Source organism: Enterococcus sp. DIV0008 (assembly GCF_050542615.1).
GTDB lineage: Bacteria > Bacillota > Bacilli > Lactobacillales > Enterococcaceae > Enterococcus_D > Enterococcus_D innesii.
The window spans coordinates 252319-271385 of sequence record NZ_CP172937.1 but is presented as its reverse complement, the minus strand read 5'-3'; the positions used below and the strand labels follow the sequence as shown (position 1 = coordinate 271385).

Genomic DNA, 19067 nt, shown 5'->3' with positions numbered 1-19067 from the left:
AGAAAAGATACTAATGTCGGAAAATCAAATGAACATTCTTCTACACAACAATTAAAAGAACTGAAAGAATTACTTGATTTAAGGATTATTACACAAGAAGAATTTGAATCAAAGAAAAAAGAAATTTTAGGAATTTAACTATATCCTAAAATGATGAAAGAAAAGTGATATAATGATCCAAACCAAACTTACAAGATTCAAAGTAAAAACAGGAAAAACTGCTACAGTTGATGAATAGATGACTTTTTTAAATGATCATATTAAAGAAACTCTGTTAACCTTAGAGAATGAAAAAATGTTTATTGAAACTATCTTTAGAGAGCAATTTGATGGCATAGAATATCTTTACTGGTATTCAGTTCAAGGAAATGGCGGAAATCGTGTTGAGAATTCAGAAAATTGGATTGATAAAAAACATTTAGAGTATTGGGATGAATGTATAAGATTCATCATATAAACCAATTGACTTGGCTGCAGAAGTTGTAACGATACCTGATAAAATACGTATTAATTTGAACTAAAAATTTAAAGAGGAGACTTTTATGGTGAATTTGGCAATAGAAGATATTCAAGATTATCTATTCAATAAATATAAAGATAAAGTGTCACCCGAGAGTTTATTCATGAAATTAGTCGAAGAGATTGGAGAAGTAGCTGAAGCACTAAATCAGTTAAATGGAAGAAAAAATGGAAATAATACATCTCTCGAGAAAGAACTTGCTGATGTTGTTCACTACACTATCGCTATTGCAAGTGTTAGTAACATAGATTTAGCAGCAGTAATCTTAGAAAAAGACAAGAAAGCAGCTATAAAATATGAAAGCACAAGCAATCTTGAAGAATTTATTTCAAACAAATAAAACAACCACTCCCGGAGAGGAGTGGCATAGTTAAATGAAAAAGTTTTTATAAGGTAGTTTAATTGTATTAACTATTTGAAATCGTTCAAATCATTTGCTCAAAAATAAACCACCCTCAAGGAGGGTGAGCCTGAAAAAAAGATATAAAATGAAATAGCCCCGGTCAAGGCTATACTTATATTCTACAAAATATCTTTTATTAATTCAACAAAAAGCCACCCTACTTTTAATAGGATAAAACAAAAAAATAAGTATGAAACAAAAAATATTGATCGGGTATGAACCTACACTGCACTTTTTATTAACCAAACCCAACCGATTATGACGATTTTCTAATCAATAATATCTAGTGAATAAAAATGATGATACAATAAATAGGAAGAGTATCAGGTACACTTCCCCAAGCTTCCCCCCGCCTGATACTCTTCATTGACGATATAATATCGCCATAAAAATTTTATATTAGAAGCTTTTTATAAGCAAGTAAAGAGAATACTCGTATATATTATGTATAAGCCCGCAGAAGCGGGCTATTTCTATATAAAAAAACTACCCACTCCGAAGAGTGGGAGATTTTGAAATAAGAATAAAGTTTTTGGATGTCATTATTTTAAAATACAAAATAAATTTTTCAGTTGTAATAATTTAAAAAGATTTAGACGGAAATTGATAATAAAAAGGTGAACTATTTTCTTTATCCCATGAATGAAAAATAAAATTAGTTGCATTTTTCTTATAAAAGAATCTCACGTATTAAAAACCTACAAACTGTAGATAAACCTTATATAAAAGTGAGGTTTGTCTTTTTTCTATGTAATATTCTTTAAACAAACGATAGGTTAGGCTCTTTGCCTTCAGGAAAACACTTTTTTTCTGTTCTGATCTTTTTTATTTTTGTTAACATTTTCTTATTAAGACACGCAAAATTAAACCCAATTTCCATGTGCATTTTTTCAATTTCTATTTAATTAGTATAGCGTAATCCATAAAATTCTTTTGCTGTCCCAAAAATTCGTTCAATGGTTTCCCTTTTCTTTTTATAAAGTTCTTTAAGCCAACTTTGATGGCGTATCTCTTTGTAGGTCTCTAAATATTCAGCCCAAATATATCTAGTGATTACTTTGCAAGATTTTTTGAGTTAGTACACTTAGATAACAAAGAAAAATTTTTGCCATCCTTTGGGTTGCTTTAAATATGGAAACAGATAAGCTTTGGAGGTTAATTACCCTATACTTATCCTTAAACCCATTTTTTTAATTCAAGATAAAAATCAAAAACTTTTTGGTTGATTCTAGACCACATATTTAAATGTTTTAATAAGTTGTGGTTTATCTCCTGATTCAGGGAAACTATTATTCTTCCAGTGTTTAATCAAAATTAGAGTGTTATTAATTTCTCCATAATTTCGGTTGAATATCCAAACACAACCTTGAATTACACTTTCGTAATTCTGAACATCGCTTGGACAGGATATGAGTAGATTGTATACTTTCATGTTTTTCAACATTATAACTAATCACTTCCTCGGAACTAAATATTCAAATCTATTTTCGTATCTATTATTTACTGATAAAGATAGATAGCAAACATTCTATCAAATTCCCCCTCTCTTTCCGGACATAAGTTTTTAATGCCTATTAATTAAAGTATTTTATAAAAGGGGCAAAAATTTTTAGTTTCTGCCCCTTTTGATTCCAATTTAAATTACGCTGATTTTATTATAAAATACGTATCTTTATGGTTATTAGATTTTACAATTTTTCTGGTGCATATCTTGAATAGTTTGCATTATAAATATTTAGCTATTTCTTAGTTTTCTAAACTTCTTACCCAATTATCTAAAATCGTTACTGAATAACCCTTTTCAACAGTCCAACTACTACTAGATGAAATCGTTCCATCTTTAATATAAACAAAGGAAGGCGTTCCATTAATCTTATTTTCTAATTTAAAGTTTTCCCATTCATTTTTATCATCAAAAATAGAAGTTATATCTACAAAGTATACTTTGTTTTTAAAATCTTTATTTTCATCCATATATTTAAGTAGATCTGGCTCAAAAGCATTACAATCTGAGCAATCTGGTCTTCTTATATAAGCTATGAAGTTTTGTTTTTTTTCACTAGATTTTTGTTTAAATTCCTGTGGAGATAGTTTTTGTATATTTGTTAGATCAATATCTCCTGATTGTTCTGTAATGCTTGATTCTTGTGAATTTTTACAACCAACTAGGAATGTTAAACAAAAAACAATTACAATTATTATTTTTTTCATTATACATTTAGTGAAGATTATTGAATATTCCATTTCAATCTTCACTTTCCTCCTTTTATCAAAATAAATTAGTTTTTGTGTAAATATATTTAATTTTTATTAGTGAAAAAATCCTTTAATTCACTTGAGCTTTTCTGTCCCTCTATTCTCGCTACAATTTTTCCTCTGTTAAATTCTAATATTGTTGGAGTTACCTGGATACCATAAGATTCTATTATTTTATCGTAATTATTTGAAGCGTCCTTAATATTTATAGCATAGACGTTCAAATCATTATCATCAATCACTTGATTCAGTGCGGGAGCCATTTTTTTACAAGCAGGACATTCCGGGTAATAAAAATAAACATAAATACTTTGTTTATCCATTATTTTTTCTTCTATAAATTTATCGGATTCAGTTAAATAGTTTTGACTATTTTTTGAGGCAAAGGCTATAGTAATAATCATCAGAGCGATCACAACAGTAAAAAAAGTAATATCAATTTTTTTTTTCATATAATAGTCTCCTATTTAAATAATAACTTTACACCGTAGCTGTCCAAAAAAACATCACTAATTATTGATTCATCAATTGATAACTCATGTTTTATAATCATTAAATCTTTCTCAAATAAAATATATCTTAATAATAAAATCTTATCTCTTAAATCAAACTTATCTTTATCTTCCTCACCTATAAGCGTGTCATAATTGTAAGAATATTTACTCAATGTCTCCTCAAGTCTTATTTTAGAACTTATGCGTTCAAAATAATTACTATCAATATCTTTTCCTAATGTCACATTAATCTTGATGGACACCCCTGATATCAAGTTGGGCCCATCCTCAATAACAATCCAGTCGATTTCTTTAGCTATTGGCTCATTCCATTTATCTAAAAATAGAAATGAATCAAAATAATTTTCGTTCACTAGATATCTTAAGCTTTTTTTTAATTCTTGGTTTTGATTAATAATATGATATGACGGATTTTTTGCGTATAATATATTTTGACCTTCATTACTAACAATACTCAAAGCGTAGAAAAAACTATTTATTTTTTTTCTTTCCGACGTTCTCTCTACATCTTGGCTTTCATCAAAATTTATAGTTGGGAAAAAAATGTAAGGTGTAATTAGTGTAAAAACAAACATGCTTAATGATGTACTTAGGGTCAGTTCATCATTTATTATCAAATAAGAACTCAAAAGCACGTAAAAGAGTACTGTAGTAATAGTAGTGAGAAAAAGAAGAACTACTAAATAAAAATTCTTAGAAACTATTTTATCTACTTTTTTCATTATATGATTATCGAAAAAAGATATTTCTCTATAATCATTAAACTTTGAAATCTTTAGTAATATATCTTTTTTTTCATTGCGTATTCTAGGAATCACATATTTCTGATAATCTGATTTTTCAAATTGAATTCTCAAAAATAAATAAGTACTTGCAATAAATTCAAGTGATATAAGCGTAAATAGATAGAAACTTTGATTCATTACTATAAAAATTATCGGAGAAAAAAAAAGTATTTCTAAATAAATTTTTTCTCTAACATTATATAAAGTTTTGTTTTTTAGTTTGAAGAAAAAAAAGCATAGTAACATAATAGTTCCTATTGTTATAATCAACCAGTTTACAAGTAAAGATATTTCCAAGTTAAAATAAATAGAATAGTCAAATAAAAAAATGAAATTATAATATATTATGAAAAATAAACATGGTGCTGCTATCATTACCGTATATTGTCCAAATATTTTTTTGTTTTTTTTCATTAATTTAACTTCTCCTCATTAACTTCTCTAATGAAATTTAGATCTACCCCAGGATAATTTGTTGAATTAATTCCGTGGTTAATAACTATGAATTTTGTTGTTAAGCCATTTAAGTTTTGCATAATTGAACTAAATAATTTTTTTTGAACATTCGATAAGGCTTCATCTATAATGATTAATTTGGGCTCTTTTAATAAAGCTTTTGCTAAAGTTAGTCTCTGCAGTTCGCCATGGGAAAATATAACTTCGTTATTGGAAATATTCTCATTAAAAATATAAGGATTGCACAATAATACATTATCTAATTCAACTATTTCCAGTATCTTTCTTATTTTTAGTTTTTCATAATTTCTTCCACCTACTAAATAATCATAAACCGTAGACTGGGGAAATTTGTCCTTGTTAGATAAGTATAAGATTTCTTCCCGCAAAAATACTTCACTATAATCTATTATATTATGGGAATTTATTTTAATTTCCCCTTTGTATTTTTTACTTGGTATAAATAAGTTTCGAACTAAGGTTGTTTTTCCAATACCGCTATCACCATTAAGAAAAACTATGTTTGATTCTTTAAAATCAATTACTAGATCCAAATTATTAAAGACAGCTTTGTTATCAAAATTTTGAGTGAATTTTTTAAAAGTGATCTGCTCAATGTGATGCGCTTCTTCAAATAAATCTTTGTTTAATTGTAAGGTTTCTAAAGGTTCTTGTATTTGTAACTCAATTACTCGATCAAAAATAGATTTGAATTTAAATAATTGTATTTGATTACTGCTGATGCTCAAAATTGTACTGACAAATAAACTACAAAGTGTGAGCCCCATTGTAAAGAACCCTATTTCAAGTTCACTGTTAAAAACCATATTCAAGCATATATAATATAAAACTCCTGTAGATAAAACTGAGACTAACTGCTGTGTACTACTTAGCGATAAGAAAAATTGAAAATTATATTTAGAGAGATTCAAATAATTCTTGAACATCGAGTTCATTCTTTCTCCTACATTATTACTATCTGAAAAATTAACAATATTTTCTTTACTTTCTTGAGTATCAATTAAATAGGTATTAAACTCGCTATAAGATTTTAAAACATTAAATGATTGGAATAAAAGTTTGTCTTTATTCATTATAGTTAATCCATATATCAAAACCGAGGAAATAATAAGAACTGGAAAAATGGATGCATTAAAAGAAATCATAATCATAGTAACTCCGATTAATGTGATTATACTTGCCAAGAGTGATAATACTAGTGAAACAAAGCCATCAATAGAATTTAAAATATCAGTAAGTCTCGACGATACATCACCAGATTGAAATTTCAGATTTCGAGCATTTAAGATACTGATAACGTAGTCTGAATTAATTTCTTTTTTTATTTTTTGTGATAAAACAAACGATTTTTTCTGTGATATATAATTTGTAATTAAGTACCCAAAATCTATAAATACAAATATGAACAGGTATTTAGGAATTAAATACTTGAGATTCTCAAGATCTGACAAATTAGCTGCAATTTCATTGGTTAGCATACCAATCATTCCGGCATTAAAGATTGAAAAGCTCGAAATCACAAAGGTTAACATTAATAGACTGATTAAGCTAGATTTGAACATCCAAATATTCTTAAAAAAGGGACTGTCTAGATAGAATCTCTTACTACTAAACTTCTCTGCATTTATATTTTTTTTAAAATCTAAACTCAAAATCAATCTCACTTTTTTGAATACATCAATACTTTCCTCCGATAAGGTTTGCTGAGCTGGATCAGATATTAAAATTGAATATCGACTTATTTTATAAATAATAATAAAGTGATTTACTTCTGAAGTCTCTTCTAAAAGAGCAATACATGGACAGTTGATATTTTCAAAACCACTATTCTCTTCTAAATCTTCTTTAAATTTGGTCTGAAATAATTGTGTGGATATTCCTAAAGTTTCTAAATAACCTATAAAGCTTTCTATCGTTACTCCTCGATCGTTCATATCTAGTTCCGATTCAATGCTCTTTTTTTTTTGATAATATCCTAATGAACGTAATAATGAGTAAATAACTGTTGGTCCACAATCATTTCTATCTTCCTGCATTAAGTGAAAAGGTTTAATTTTCATTATTCTCATCACCTAATTTCCACACATAGCCATTTAAAAAATTGATATAACTTAAAAACAATTGGCTATCGTATTTTTGGTTCATTAATTCTTTCCAGAGCCTATTTGCTTCTTCATAATCCATTGTTTCATAAGACAAAATACCTTTAATTAGCTCTAAATGTCGCCCCTCCTTATCCATTGAATTAAGAAAATTATAATTTTTTTCAATATTTAACTCATATAACAGATCTATGAACTCACTTTTTGCCTTTAATATTGTAGATAGTGAATAATAATAGAATAGATCTGAGTTCTTTTTCCATTCAAAGGATAAGCTATTTAAAAATACCTTTATTTTATCAAATTCTTGAATTGAAAATAATATTTTTATATAGTTTAAAATTATCCCTTCAGTATACAAATTTTTTCCAGATTTTATAGAATTATTTGTATCTAACAATTTAAGTTCGATTAATTTTTTCAACTTTTCAGAATCCTCAACTAACAAAGCATCTCGTGTATAGAAATACAGCCACCTAAAATTTTCAGGCTCAATTTCCAGACATTTTTTTAAAAGAAATGTGTTTCTCATTTTTTTTTCTATAAGTACTTCTGGCTCATCATATCCTGTGTGTATAATTTTTATTGGCAAAGATATATTAAATCTCAGAAAATTTCTAGTTCTTAATTCTTCATGGCAATTACCAAAGTAATAAACATTCGACTTATTAAATATTCTTGGCATCAAATTGGTTTCTTCGTCACTACTAATAATTGTGGGATAAAAAGCTGCAGTATAGCCTTTAAAATTAACCGTATATAAATCTATATAATCCCTAATTGTCTGCTCTTGTCCTTCTAATAAAACTTCATCAGAGTCTAACATCATTATCCAATTTGTAGTACAATTTTGTATAAGAAAATTTCTTATAGAACTAAAATCATTATCCCAATCCTTATCTATAAGAACTATTTTTTCTGAATTTATATTTTTTATTATCTTTTTTGAGGAATCTTTTGATCCAGTATCTACAATTAAAACTACCTCACTTATTGACAAGGCAGACTTAACTGTTTTTAAAATTGTCTCTTCATTATCTTTAATCATGATGCAGGTGGTTAATTTTTTTATAGTTTTTGGAACATCCAACAATTTTCTTATATTTAAAATAGCATCATTACAAACGTCAAAACTCTTATTTTCAGAGTCAGCTATGTTATACTTCTCCAATAATTCAATACGGTTATAAATAATATCTCTATTAGTACAATCAGTTTTATCCAATATTTTACAAAGATAGTTTTTATTAAAAAGAAGATCCAAATTTTCGCTTTTAAACAATATTTTCAACTCCAAACTGAAATGAGGTATGTATAAATGGATATTTTATCAAGAACAAATTTGTTAGTTAATGATTTACCTTCCCAAGAAAAAAAAGTTGCTCAATATATATTAAATAATTATCAACTTATTCCTAGGCAAACAATACACGAACTAGCATGTAAAGCTGGAGTGTCTTCTCCCACTGTATCCAGACTTGTAAAGAGAATGGGAATTAACTCCTTTTCTGAGTTTAAACTACGTATTTTAGAAAGCAACACAGAAAAAGTTTTTACGGATATGCATAAAGAGTTAAATTCAAGCGTGATAACAACTTTACAATTAATAATAGATAAGATTAATTTACAAGAAATTAAAATATTCCAAGATCAAATTCTTGCCGCAAAAAGAATACTAATATATATCAAGTCTGATAATATTACCATTGGAAAAAAAATTCAGAGATTTATGTTTGAAAATAACATTCCTGTTGTATTTCTTAGTGAGGAAAAGTTAGAGGATCTTTCGAACGAAAGTGACAGTTTAATCTTGACAATAGGTACAGCAGATAGAGTAAACTGGCAATTCCTAAAATATATAGAAGATAAATCACTTCAACAGTTAATAATTTCAAATACAGTTCCTCGTGCATTTTCTCCGAATGCTATTTTATCAAAACTAAATAGTATAGAAATTGATTTTGATTTATTTGTTTTAATACTCATAGAATTGCTTATTAATGAAATAACTTAATATTTGTTTTTAGGTAAAAAAGATAGTATTCACTTTCTGTAAGGATATGGATGATTTGAAGGCATATATCCGAGTTTTTCAACAAAAGAAACAAACGAATAGAATACGTACTATTCGTTTGTTCCAACAAATATTTTATAGCATTATATTTGAACTTAAAGGTCCCATCGGAGCAGTGATTTTTTCTACTGCAAAATAACAATCTTTCGGTAGCTTAAAAGAAAGTAACTGCACAAAATTTTTTATAGTATTGAGATTCGATTCTTTCTTCAATACTACTGTCCAATGTTCTCCTTTCTTTACGGTCCACGTTCCTATTGAAAGTAGGTCAGGGTAATCTCGAACATCACGAACTTGATCAAACCTTACTGTATAACCTTCATAGTAAGCGGTATCATAAATGCTATTAAAAATACTTTTGCATTTCATTTGCTATTTCATGCAATACTTTTGATAGATTGTGCAGGCATTACCACCTGGATCAGAAGTACCTAACCCGCCTAAAGCGGCATCATGTAAACAAGAGGCCCAAGTAATAGCACACTGTGCTTTTGATAACCCAGCTCTGTTTAAATCTTTTACTGAATCTAGCGTGACTTTCTTTAACTCAATTTTTGACATGATTTATCCTCCTTTTTATTGCTACCTTAATATAATGATATCATTCATATTCCTCATGTCAATTAATAAAAGTGAAATTATATCGATATTACCAATAAAGTAATTATCGAATCAAAAAAATCCGATGTAAAATCATTCATTTAAAAATTTTTTCATATATGATCACTCAGCTTTCGTTAGCCACATTAATATTCATCCTGGTTGAACTATTAGATTTTTCCGTTCTACTTGAATCGCATCCAACACTTAGGAGGTTAAAAAAACGGACGTGCAAAGTACGTCTGTAGAAGAGCAAGTGGACATATCCATCAAGTTAAGGAAATGTATAAGGATATCTCATATTAACAAATGTCAAAAATTATTAAGTTTCTGCCCCCTTTATTATTCCCTGAATAGTTTACAAAGTATTAAAAACTCAGCTATTCTTGTTTACGGTATTTTTCCTTTCAATTATAAAGTTGGAATAAAGAGTCCCTATAAATTGAAGTGAGAAAGCCTACTTTCCAGCGTTTCTTAGCATGTAGAACGGATTAAAAACACTAAAAAACAAACCCTGCCAAGAAATTTCTTAGCAGGGTTTGTTTTTTTAATATTTATGATATTGAAAAATCTCGTCCAGAAATTTTATTCCAAATAATCTGATAGCAACTCTTTATCTTTTTGCTTTTTAAGTGAGTCTATACATGTAGTGATAATTAATGAATGGGAAATAAATTTTATTCCTTCGAAAATATCAAGTAACTTATTTAAAAAACTAATTTCTTTATCTAAAAGAGGTACTAAACTTCCAGACCATCTATTAGTGCGCATAGTTAGATATAGCTTTTCAAAAAAATTTGTAGTAATTTCTTTATCTTTGAGTAATTCGAAGATATGTAGCAATATATCATCATCGAATATTTCAAGAGACAAGTTGTATAAATTAACTAACCTATCCTCGTCCTCAGTATTTATTACTTCTGCTTTTATAAATTCAATAGAACGCTCAATGTTGGCTTTGAAAATTTTTTCCAAAAATGGGTCTACTCCTACATAAATCACACGATTCTCTTGAATTAAAAAATTTAGATATTTTCTAATCCCTTCCTCTGCGAATGCTGATTTCCATATACATTTTAGTTGAACATCATATTCACTATAATTAAAATTTAATCTTTGAGTGTTTAGCTTAACAAGGAATAAGTATATAAAATTGATATCATTTTCTTTTAATAGACACTTAAAAATTTCTCCTGATCCATCAACATCTCTGCTACCAAGAAGACTTAAATAGATTTCTTTTAATTCTTTATATCCAATTATATTTAAAATTTTTTCAGCACCATCCTCTGGCACATAGTTTGGTACAAAAAAACTACTTAATACCTTATTTTCTGAATACATATTTTTTAAGATACCTAAAATATTTCCGTCATACTTGATATATTTTTCGAATGACAAGACATTAAAATAATTCATCACTTCAAAGTTTTTAAGATTCTCTAAAAAGGATATAAGTCCTTCTGTCTCGCTATCACGAATGTTTCTACATATCAAAAAGTTTGAAAGATACCATCCTTCATCTATTTCCTTTTCAACTGAGTTTAGAATATTTTTGCCTTCTTCAAAAGACAACTTGTCTATATAATTTACATAATTATTAGGAGAAACAACAAAATTACTTTTTAGCAATGCTGGTAAAAACTTTATTTGATCCTCTAAATCTAGGTCAGAATACAATAGAAGTAAAGAATCTTCTATTTCATACTTATTTAACAATACATCTGATTGAAATATTCCGAGGATATTGAACAGCCAAACTAAGTCATTAGAATGCTTCTCAAAAATCTCACGAAGACTTACCTTTCTTAACTTTTGAATCTTTTCATAATCAAATTTTCCCATGTGATAAGCCCATATACTAGTTGAAAAATCTTTATAAATTTTTTGACTGCTTGACGGTTCATATTCAAAAAAAGGCTGTGATTTTATTTTTAGCTTTTTTGATTTTGAAAACAATTCAAATACTATAGCTTCTTGTCTAAAATTTAAACTATCTAAATCTTTAAAAAAAAGATTTTCTATACAAGTTAAATCTGAACTAACAGTTTCTAAGAATCCATTTTCAACTTCATAGACTGGATAATTGATTAATAGTTTATCTATATAATTATTCACTTCTACGTTACCATAACTATAGACTTTAGAGAGTATATCAAAAATTTTTTTATGGAGATTAATTAGATAGTCTCCATCAACTAGTGTATAACGATTAATAACCCCATTCTTGCCGTTAAAAGTATATTTTTCTCCTGAAAACTTTAAAAACTCATCAGCAATATTGGCAATAAGCAGAGCTGTTGTTTCATTAATATTTTCTTGAACTGAAAAAGTTTCAATAATACTGAATCTTTTTTCTAAATAAAGATTCCATCTAGCTTCAATATCAAAATTATTTTTAATTGCAGAGAAAATTTCAAAGATTTTATCCTGCCTTTTTCTGAAATAATACATAAGAAGTATACCTGCATCCTTAAATCTTTCACTATTTGATAATGAACAAAGAATACTTATAATCGGATCATTAACTCCTTGATTTCTCTTTTTTTCTTCAAATTCTTTTTGAGATGTTTGAAATTCAGTGTTATCAGCATCTTGTACCTTCTCATGAACATACGCAAGAGATTCGACGGGAATTATTACCCCGTATTGTGTTAAAAAAAGTTCTTTATCAATATCTGCAATAATATTATTGTAAACAAACTTTATTTCATTGGTTAGATACTCTATCCAGTCCTTGGAAGAATTAAAATTATTAACAAGTACAAACATTTCAACAATCTCTTTTTCATGAATAGGATAAAGATTAACAAAAAAATCTTTTATCTTGAAAATTTTCTTATTTGCAACAAAATCTACTATTACAAAATCTGATAAACTTTGATCTCTGACTTTAACAGCTTCATCCTGAAATATATCACAAAGTTCTTTATCATGTAATTCATTTAATGCAGATAAAAAGCTATCAGAATCAATTTTAAAATATTTTAAGATGTCCTCTAATGATTCTTTATTTGATAAATTCAGCTTGTGTTTGAAGCTTAAAATGAACATACTAATTTTTTCATTTGAAGAGAGGGAATTCTCTTCAATGATTTGACTATAATAACTATCCAATATCTCCTTTCCATTTTCAATAAAATCAAAGTTTTTCTCTTTAACCATAATTGCTGCAATTACAGCTATTCTCGGATTATTATGAGATAATTTCATAATCTTCCTAAGATAAAAAGGAGAAATATCTTCTATACTGTTAATCAGCGTTTCAATCTGATCATCGCTCATTAAAGAGAGTTTTTGCACTTTGACTTTAAACGGTGTTATTTGATTAATGACTCCTGAAAGTGCATAGTCTCGAACAGTCATAATAATTTTCAGTTTTTGTTCAAAGTCCTCTAAACTCAGGAGGCTGACAACTGCATCAAAATTTGTGACCGTATTAGCATCATCTAAAAACAAATAATTTATTCTTCTTATATCTAATGCATCTTTAATATCTTGATAAACAGGCATGCTATTGCTCTTAACACAAATTATGTTGCTATCCATAGGTAATTTCTTACATATCTCGATGGCTAACCTAGTTTTTCCAGTTCCAGGTACTCCAGATAGCAGAATAATCTGATGACTATTTACTTCATCCTTCATCCTATCAACTATATGTTTTTCATCTATATATTTTGTATCCAAGGGCGCATTGGTTCTACTTTTATCATGTATAGATATAAATTTCTCTAAACTCCAAACCTGTTCAGTTGATTCTAATATACCTAAAAAGTCTTTTACAATATCTTGATACTCAAACTTAAGGAGGTCATTAGATAATGTATCTATTCCTATGAGAGTCAGCTTTATTGAGCCTGATAAACTTCTTAGTTCCTTATCTTTCTCAACAGTTAAATTTGAAGAAGTGTGACAGCAGATTATTTCTTCAATATCTTTTTTATCAACTTTGGATTTCTCGATAGCTTCTCGAACATCTGTCTCTAATTTTGCAGTTGCATCCTTTCTAGTACCATACATAACCAAAATGTATGTATTAGAATGGTTATCAAAATAATAAGTGTCAGGTATTCCTTTAGTAGTCTTATCTGTTCCATCCATAGAACCGAGAGATACAATATTCTCCCAATTTCTTTTACGATAAAGGTAAACATCACATAAATTTTGGAAGCGTCCTCCTTCTAATTGTTTGATTTCATTTTGAATACTATTTAACTTAGACATAATATGTTTTCCCTCCTTTGCCGTCTAAAAAAACTTCAAAGTATCTTTAGTAACTTGTCTTTATTTCTCAAACCAATCATACAGCTCATCTCTGCTCTTTTCCGAATACAACTTCATCAAAGCCGGACGCATTGCCTGAAAAATCTCAATCAACTCTTTTCCACCAAAAAGCGGTGAAAAAGCTTTTCCTGTCAGATTCAATGATAAAGTCGAAATGATTTTTGCTGTCTCGACATCATCATCAAGAATATTCACTAACCTTCCTACCAAATATTCTTCTGAGAATTCTATTTTTCCTCTTTTCACCAGATTACTGATCGAATCTTCGACTAATCCGATAACCTTCTCCTCTTCACCGTACTTAACCTCACCACTCATTTCAACAAAGTCCATCACTTCATGATAGACAAATGCCAGTGCTTCACCCTTTTCCTTATCTGAAAAGTTTTTCAATTTCTCCGATTTATCGATCTGCTGCGTAACGATTTTGCCAATATACCTATCTAAAATACTTGGAGAAAAATCCGCGAAACAATCATCGATGAATTCTTCCATTGGATAACCGACTTCATTTTCCCAACTAGGATTTTTAAAATCACCACTAAAGAATTCTTCTTTGATCTGCTTTACCACGTTCGGATATTCCTTAACTAACTCGCCTTGTCCCGTGAGAGTTAGATAATCCGCGATATATTCCTCTATCTCCCCAAAGTAAAACCAACCAACAGACCTTCCGCTGATCTTAGCCACTTTTTCAATCACATCAATCGGTGCCAAGTTATATCCTTGAACATACGAACTTATCGTCGGCTTCTTTAATCCAAGGCGGCTACCAAACTCTGTAAAAGAGATATTCATTTCGTCTTTGATTTGTTTTAATCTTCTTCCAACTTTTTCTTTATTCGGTTGCAATAATCCAAACATTTGTGATCCCTCCTATATGATTTCATATACAGCATACCACACGTATATTATTCCGTATATACATTTTACAAAAACTATTGACAACGTATTTAAAATCGTATACGATAAAAATGTAGAGGTACCTTACATTTTTATACCAAACGTATATCAAAACGTATATCAGAAAAGGAGAGAACATTATGCCAATCAAAATCAGTGATTTAACTTTACCAAAAGAAAAACTAGAAAAGGAATACCAAGTCGTTAATGTCTCACGGTGGCAAAAGGATGGAGAAATTTTAGGATGGAGCTACGAGTGCGTCTTACCCAAACTTCGCTTTGAAAAGATGAGCGTAAAAATTGGAAGCGCTGAACCAGTTGTAACAGAGGATGAACTTGATAAAAACGGGATCGCGACAGTTACTTTTAATAATCTTGTGATCAAACCTTGGGGACGTGCAAATGGTCAGTTTGTCAGCTATGGGTTATCCGCAACTGCAGACTCAGCAGTTTTACTGACAAAGCAATAAACAGATACTCTTAGCAATCATTCAAAAGATTCACGAAACTAATATTCCTGCTTATTTGTTGGGTGGTTTCGTTGAGGCCGGATGGGCATCAAGCTCAAAGCCGACCGCAACGAAAAAACCGCACAATAAATAAGCAGGCTAGCAGAGCTGCGTAGCAGTTCTGCTCCTTTACTTGATTTATAGAACAACATCAGGAGAAAATGACTGGTTCTTTGACAATTGAATACGTACCAAGGAGTGGGGATTATTGAAAGCATATAATCAGAAGATCATTGAAACTCCCACGTACCTTGAAATTTATGATTATGAAACCATCATTACTCCTAAAAAAAGAAATGAAGAAACAGAACCAAATCCAAACCGAAAAAAAGAATTAGCTTGGCTTTATACAGAGGATATTCCCACGGAAACAAGAAGAACTTATGACGAACTCTCTGCTCAAGAACAATACGATAGCTTAAAACGAAAACAAAAATACTACAAAAATATGCGTTTTGAAATCGCCCGACTCGTGGATATGAACTTTGATGATCAGACAAAATTTTTAACCCTCACTTTTAGAGAAAACATACAAAACATTGCCTATGCAAATAATGAATTCAAAAAATTTATCAAGCGACTAAACTACGAACTCTATCATACAAAAAAAGCAAACCTAAAATATCTCGCCACGTGGGAAAAACAAAAACGAGGTGCGATCCATTATCACATCATCTTATTTGACTTCCCTTTTCTTTCTGTCGATCGTCTTACCACGATCTGGGGACATGGATTTGTCAAAATAAATAGGATCGATGTGGATCGTATCGAAAATCGCGGACGCTATATCAGCAAATATTTCGATAAGGACTTGAATATGAAAGAACATAAGAAAAAAGCGTTCTTCAGATCGCGCAATCTCAAAGTACCTACTGTTACAAAAAAACTCGTGGATCAACCCTATGATCCCACCAATCAAGATGTGCTTTATACCCATGAGTATCTCGTAAGACGCCCGATATTTTACAGGGATATAAATGAAGGTGGAAATCCTGAACAAATGATGGATTTTCAAGAAAGCATTGTTCACTATACCAAAATAAAGAAATAACACTGCAATCAATTGTGTGTTTTCTATGAAAGTGAGTTGAAAAAAATGAAAAATATGATTTGTCGAAAAGATTTAGAACAACTTGGATTTAAAACACATCAAGCAGCTACCATAATTCGTCAGGCAAAAATAAGAATGGTAAACCAGGGATACCCATATTATAATAATAAAAGAGTCGGGGTTGTACCCCGACAAGTAATTGAAGAAATTATAGGCATTCCTCTTGTGCAGGAGGAATAGTTATGAAAACAAAATATCCATGTGTCTACCAAGACAAAAACGGTCGTATATATTATCTTGTAGAATTAGGTACAGACCAAATAACTGGAAAAAGAATCCAAAAAAAAGGAACAAAAGATTCTTTAGGAAAACGATTTTCATCTGTTCGTGAAGCCCATAAAGAAGTTATGCGCATTAAAAATGAGTATATGATAGCAAATGGATTTGCAAATTATGATTTAACCTACAAAGAATTTATGGAGCAGTCTTATGTCCCTCACTACAGAGCTTGTGTTCAAAAAAGCACTTGGAGTTCTCGTGAATGTGGACTCACTCAAATTATTAAATACTTTGGTGATAAAAAACTACGCGATATCAGGGTACTCGATTGTGAGAATTATCGAATCTGGCTGTTAAACGAAAGTGGGTATTCCCAAGCATACAGTTCCCTTTTATACGGTATGTTTCGCAAATCACTTGATTATGCTGTTACCCTTCAATTCCTTAATGAAAACATCTCCAAGCGGACAAAAGCAATTCCCAAAGGAAAAGCAATTGTTCCATACTGGACGAAAGAAGATTTTGAAAGGGTCTTATCAAAAATCTATAAAAAAGATTTCTATGAACATATGTGTTTTGTTCTAATTTGGTTGTACTATATGACTGGAATTCGAGTAAGTGAAGGACTGGCATTAAATTGGAATGATATAGACTTCAAGAGAAAAAAACTCAAGGTTCATCATACCTTAGAAATGATCAATCAAAAGGATTTTATTAGAAAACCCTATACAAAAACCGAAAGTGGTCTAAGAATCATTTCTTTGGATGATGATACAATTCAAGTTCTTCAAGAGTGGGAAAAAGTTCAAAAAAATCATGGAGTAAAACAATTTATTCTTAGTTACACTGATCTTCCCCTCTATCGTTCAACTGTTCAAAGAATTATACAGCGATATGCCAAGTTAGCGAATGTGCCATTGATTCAAGGAAAGGGTTTGCGCCATTCTCATGTTAGTTACTTAATCAATGAGTTTAATGCTGATATTCTTGTTGTATCACAACGATTAGGACACTCTAGCCCTGAAATTACATTGAGACACTACGCTCATCTTTGGAGTCGTAATGATGAAAATATTGCTAAACAGATGACTGGTAATATTAATTTCACCTATGCCACAGAATCAAGTGTTGCAAACTTTAATGGAAATCAAGCAGTAAAGATCTAACCCTACCATTTTCCTACTCAAATGTAGATTACAATAAAAGAATGTTGCTATATAAACATTTCTATGAAGCTACACATATTGAGTGGGAATAAAGTGCTAACATAATATGGATGGGGAATCCCTATAAACCAACATTCTTTAATAGCTAAAGTGCTTGATTTTCATTCAAAATAAGATGGTTCCATATCTTTTACCGACCCAAAAACCTGATTAACACGATTAGGTTTCTGGGTTTTCTTTTTGCGAAAATAGAAGCGAAAAATACCACATAAAGTCAATGAAACGAGTATTCTACGGATTTAAATCATTTGAGAACATGAGAATTAGAATCTTTTTAATCAATCAATTAATCAAAGTAAGGTAACAAAAAAAATCTGAGCAGAATGAGGTTCATTCTGACCCAGAATTGATTTTGCGTAATTCATCAGTCCGTATTGATAAAGAGCCTTGATTTTTTAAATATCTACTTGACAGGGGGCAATTTACAATAATTTTGTGGACACTCTTTTTTATAGACTGAGTATCTCATATAGAAACTTAAAAGAAATTACAGTTTGTGGTTTAACTAAATTGGGCCCTGCTTAACATTTAAAAAATTTGAATATTACACATTTTCGCTTATTATAACGTGAAAAGAAAAATTTACTAGGATAACCATTAGCAAATGACTACGTTTACAATTGTTTAAAAAATTTTAAATTATATACTATTTCTTTAAACTACTAGGTAAAATAGCACATGCACTTTGAGTACCTGTACATCGAGTTGCTGAAGTCATGCAAGAATGAGAACCGGCACCTGAAGAACACATGACACCTTGACCTGTTGTGAAACAATATACCCCTAAAGTTCCAATACCACTTCTGGCTTGAGTATTTGTCTTAACAACCTCTACATCTAAATCAAACAACTTATCCATTCAAATATCCTCCTTATCATTTCTTAATTTTTAAATCAAAAAACAACTATAACACCAATTGTTTACTAAATTATATCAAATCATATTAAATTATACAATCATTATTTACACATAAACTAAATAAACAATATAATAACAGAAAACTCATAAGCAATGAACAGTCTTATATTTGTGTTTATTCTATATAATAATTGGATTTTTACAAATTGTTGGTGTAAAAT

Annotated in this window: 15 protein-coding genes and 3 pseudogenes; 8 read left to right on the top strand and 10 right to left on the bottom strand. The window is 29.5% G+C overall.

The features are described from left to right. The first annotated feature begins 172 nt into the window (after window positions 1-172). Window positions 173-521, top strand: a pseudogene (locus tag IGI84_RS01245) (DUF6176 family protein). A gap of 21 nt (window positions 522-542) precedes the next feature. Then, a complete protein-coding gene (locus IGI84_RS01240; RefSeq protein ID WP_430600617.1) occupies window positions 543-860 on the top strand; it encodes a MazG nucleotide pyrophosphohydrolase domain-containing protein in 318 nt (105 codons plus the stop codon). Window positions 861-1683: 823 nt separating this feature from the next. On the opposite strand, the pseudogene IGI84_RS01235 reads toward IGI84_RS01240, so the two are convergent. From IGI84_RS01235 to IGI84_RS01210, 6 genes and pseudogenes are all read right to left on the bottom strand, one after another. Beyond that, window positions 1684-2048: pseudogene (locus IGI84_RS01235) on the bottom strand (transposase); the annotation flags it as partial. 621 nt (window positions 2049-2669) lie between these two features. Further along, window positions 2670-3179: a thioredoxin family protein gene (locus tag IGI84_RS01230; RefSeq protein WP_252704493.1), complete on the bottom strand. Its 510-nt coding sequence runs from the start codon at window positions 3177-3179 to the stop codon at window positions 2670-2672. Window positions 3180-3223: 44 nt separating this feature from the next. Next, window positions 3224-3631, bottom strand: a complete 408-nt coding sequence (locus IGI84_RS01225) for a thioredoxin family protein (protein ID WP_252704492.1) — start codon at window positions 3629-3631, stop codon at window positions 3224-3226. An 11-nt stretch (window positions 3632-3642) separates the two neighbouring features. Beyond that, entirely contained in the window at window positions 3643-4893 is a 1251-nt protein-coding gene (locus tag IGI84_RS01220; RefSeq protein ID WP_252704491.1) for a hypothetical protein, read from the bottom strand. Beyond that, on the bottom strand, window positions 4893-7016 hold the full coding sequence (locus IGI84_RS01215) for an ATP-binding cassette domain-containing protein (RefSeq protein WP_429946958.1): 2124 nt from the start codon (window positions 7014-7016) through the stop codon (window positions 4893-4895). Before IGI84_RS01215 ends, IGI84_RS01220 begins: the two co-directional genes overlap by 1 nt. Then, window positions 7006-8340 (bottom strand): glycosyltransferase, encoded by a 1335-nt coding sequence (locus IGI84_RS01210; protein WP_430600614.1) that lies wholly within the window; start codon window positions 8338-8340, stop codon window positions 7006-7008. The genes IGI84_RS01215 and IGI84_RS01210 overlap by 11 nt, the downstream gene beginning before the upstream one ends. 36 nt (window positions 8341-8376) lie before the next feature. Here IGI84_RS01210 and IGI84_RS01205 point away from each other — a divergent pair, with 36 nt between their 5' ends. Continuing rightward, window positions 8377-9072, top strand: coding sequence for a MurR/RpiR family transcriptional regulator (locus IGI84_RS01205; protein WP_252704769.1), 696 nt, complete (start codon window positions 8377-8379; stop codon window positions 9070-9072). Between the two features lie 432 nt (window positions 9073-9504). Here IGI84_RS01205 and IGI84_RS01200 read toward each other — a convergent pair whose 3' ends face one another. From IGI84_RS01200 to IGI84_RS01190, 3 genes are all read right to left on the bottom strand, one after another. Next, window positions 9505-9693 (bottom strand): sublancin family glycopeptide, encoded by a 189-nt coding sequence (locus tag IGI84_RS01200; RefSeq protein ID WP_194193859.1) that lies wholly within the window; start codon window positions 9691-9693, stop codon window positions 9505-9507. 624 nt (window positions 9694-10317) lie between these two features. Beyond that, window positions 10318-13959 (bottom strand): hypothetical protein, encoded by a 3642-nt coding sequence (locus IGI84_RS01195; RefSeq protein ID WP_430600612.1) that lies wholly within the window; start codon window positions 13957-13959, stop codon window positions 10318-10320. A 60-nt stretch (window positions 13960-14019) separates the two neighbouring features. After that, window positions 14020-14883 carry a helix-turn-helix domain-containing protein gene (locus IGI84_RS01190; protein ID WP_429946954.1) on the bottom strand — a complete coding sequence of 288 codons (864 nt, stop codon included), beginning with the start codon at window positions 14881-14883 and terminating at the stop codon, window positions 14020-14022. 179 nt (window positions 14884-15062) lie between these two features. Here IGI84_RS01190 and IGI84_RS01185 point away from each other — a divergent pair, with 179 nt between their 5' ends. The 5 genes and pseudogenes from IGI84_RS01185 to IGI84_RS01165 form a co-directional block, all read left to right on the top strand. Then, on the top strand, window positions 15063-15392 hold the full coding sequence (locus IGI84_RS01185) for a hypothetical protein (protein WP_252704854.1): 330 nt from the start codon (window positions 15063-15065) through the stop codon (window positions 15390-15392). 247 nt (window positions 15393-15639) lie between these two features. Continuing rightward, window positions 15640-16482 (top strand): rolling circle replication-associated protein, encoded by an 843-nt coding sequence (locus IGI84_RS01180; RefSeq protein WP_252704853.1) that lies wholly within the window; start codon window positions 15640-15642, stop codon window positions 16480-16482. A gap of 45 nt (window positions 16483-16527) precedes the next feature. Beyond that, complete coding sequence (locus tag IGI84_RS01175) at window positions 16528-16722, top strand: DUF3173 domain-containing protein (RefSeq protein ID WP_252704852.1); 195 nt, start codon at window positions 16528-16530, stop codon at window positions 16720-16722. A gap of 2 nt (window positions 16723-16724) precedes the next feature. After that, a complete protein-coding gene (locus IGI84_RS01170) occupies window positions 16725-17927 on the top strand; it encodes a tyrosine-type recombinase/integrase (RefSeq protein WP_252704851.1) in 1203 nt (400 codons plus the stop codon). 245 nt (window positions 17928-18172) lie between these two features. Beyond that, window positions 18173-18291: pseudogene (locus IGI84_RS01165) on the top strand (transposase); the annotation flags it as partial. A gap of 342 nt (window positions 18292-18633) precedes the next feature. On the opposite strand, the gene IGI84_RS01160 reads toward IGI84_RS01165, so the two are convergent. Beyond that, window positions 18634-18846 (bottom strand): hypothetical protein, encoded by a 213-nt coding sequence (locus tag IGI84_RS01160; RefSeq protein WP_034859177.1) that lies wholly within the window; start codon window positions 18844-18846, stop codon window positions 18634-18636. Between the last annotated feature and the right edge of the window lie 221 nt (window positions 18847-19067).

Bases quoted from the DNA above. Each gene is read 5' to 3' on its own strand.
- IGI84_RS01240 (WP_430600617.1), top strand. From the start codon at position 543: ATGGTGAATTTGGCAATAGAAGATATTCAAGATTATCTATTCAATAAA.
- IGI84_RS01225 (WP_252704492.1), bottom strand. From the start codon at position 3,631: ATGAAAAAAAAAATTGATATTACTTTTTTTACTGTTGTGATCGCTCTG.
- IGI84_RS01220 (WP_252704491.1), bottom strand. From the start codon at position 4,893: ATGAAAAAAAACAAAAAAATATTTGGACAATATACGGTAATGATAGCA.
- IGI84_RS01215 (WP_429946958.1), bottom strand. From the start codon at position 7,016: ATGAAAATTAAACCTTTTCACTTAATGCAGGAAGATAGAAATGATTGT.
- IGI84_RS01205 (WP_252704769.1), top strand. From the start codon at position 8,377: ATGGATATTTTATCAAGAACAAATTTGTTAGTTAATGATTTACCTTCC.
- IGI84_RS01200 (WP_194193859.1), bottom strand. From the start codon at position 9,693: ATGTCAAAAATTGAGTTAAAGAAAGTCACGCTAGATTCAGTAAAAGAT.
- IGI84_RS01195 (WP_430600612.1), bottom strand. From the start codon at position 13,959: ATGTCTAAGTTAAATAGTATTCAAAATGAAATCAAACAATTAGAAGGA.
- IGI84_RS01190 (WP_429946954.1), bottom strand. From the start codon at position 14,883: ATGTTTGGATTATTGCAACCGAATAAAGAAAAAGTTGGAAGAAGATTA.
- IGI84_RS01185 (WP_252704854.1), top strand. From the start codon at position 15,063: ATGCCAATCAAAATCAGTGATTTAACTTTACCAAAAGAAAAACTAGAA.
- IGI84_RS01175 (WP_252704852.1), top strand. From the start codon at position 16,528: ATGAAAAATATGATTTGTCGAAAAGATTTAGAACAACTTGGATTTAAA.
- IGI84_RS01170 (WP_252704851.1), top strand. From the start codon at position 16,725: ATGAAAACAAAATATCCATGTGTCTACCAAGACAAAAACGGTCGTATA.
- IGI84_RS01160 (WP_034859177.1), bottom strand. From the start codon at position 18,846: ATGGATAAGTTGTTTGATTTAGATGTAGAGGTTGTTAAGACAAATACT.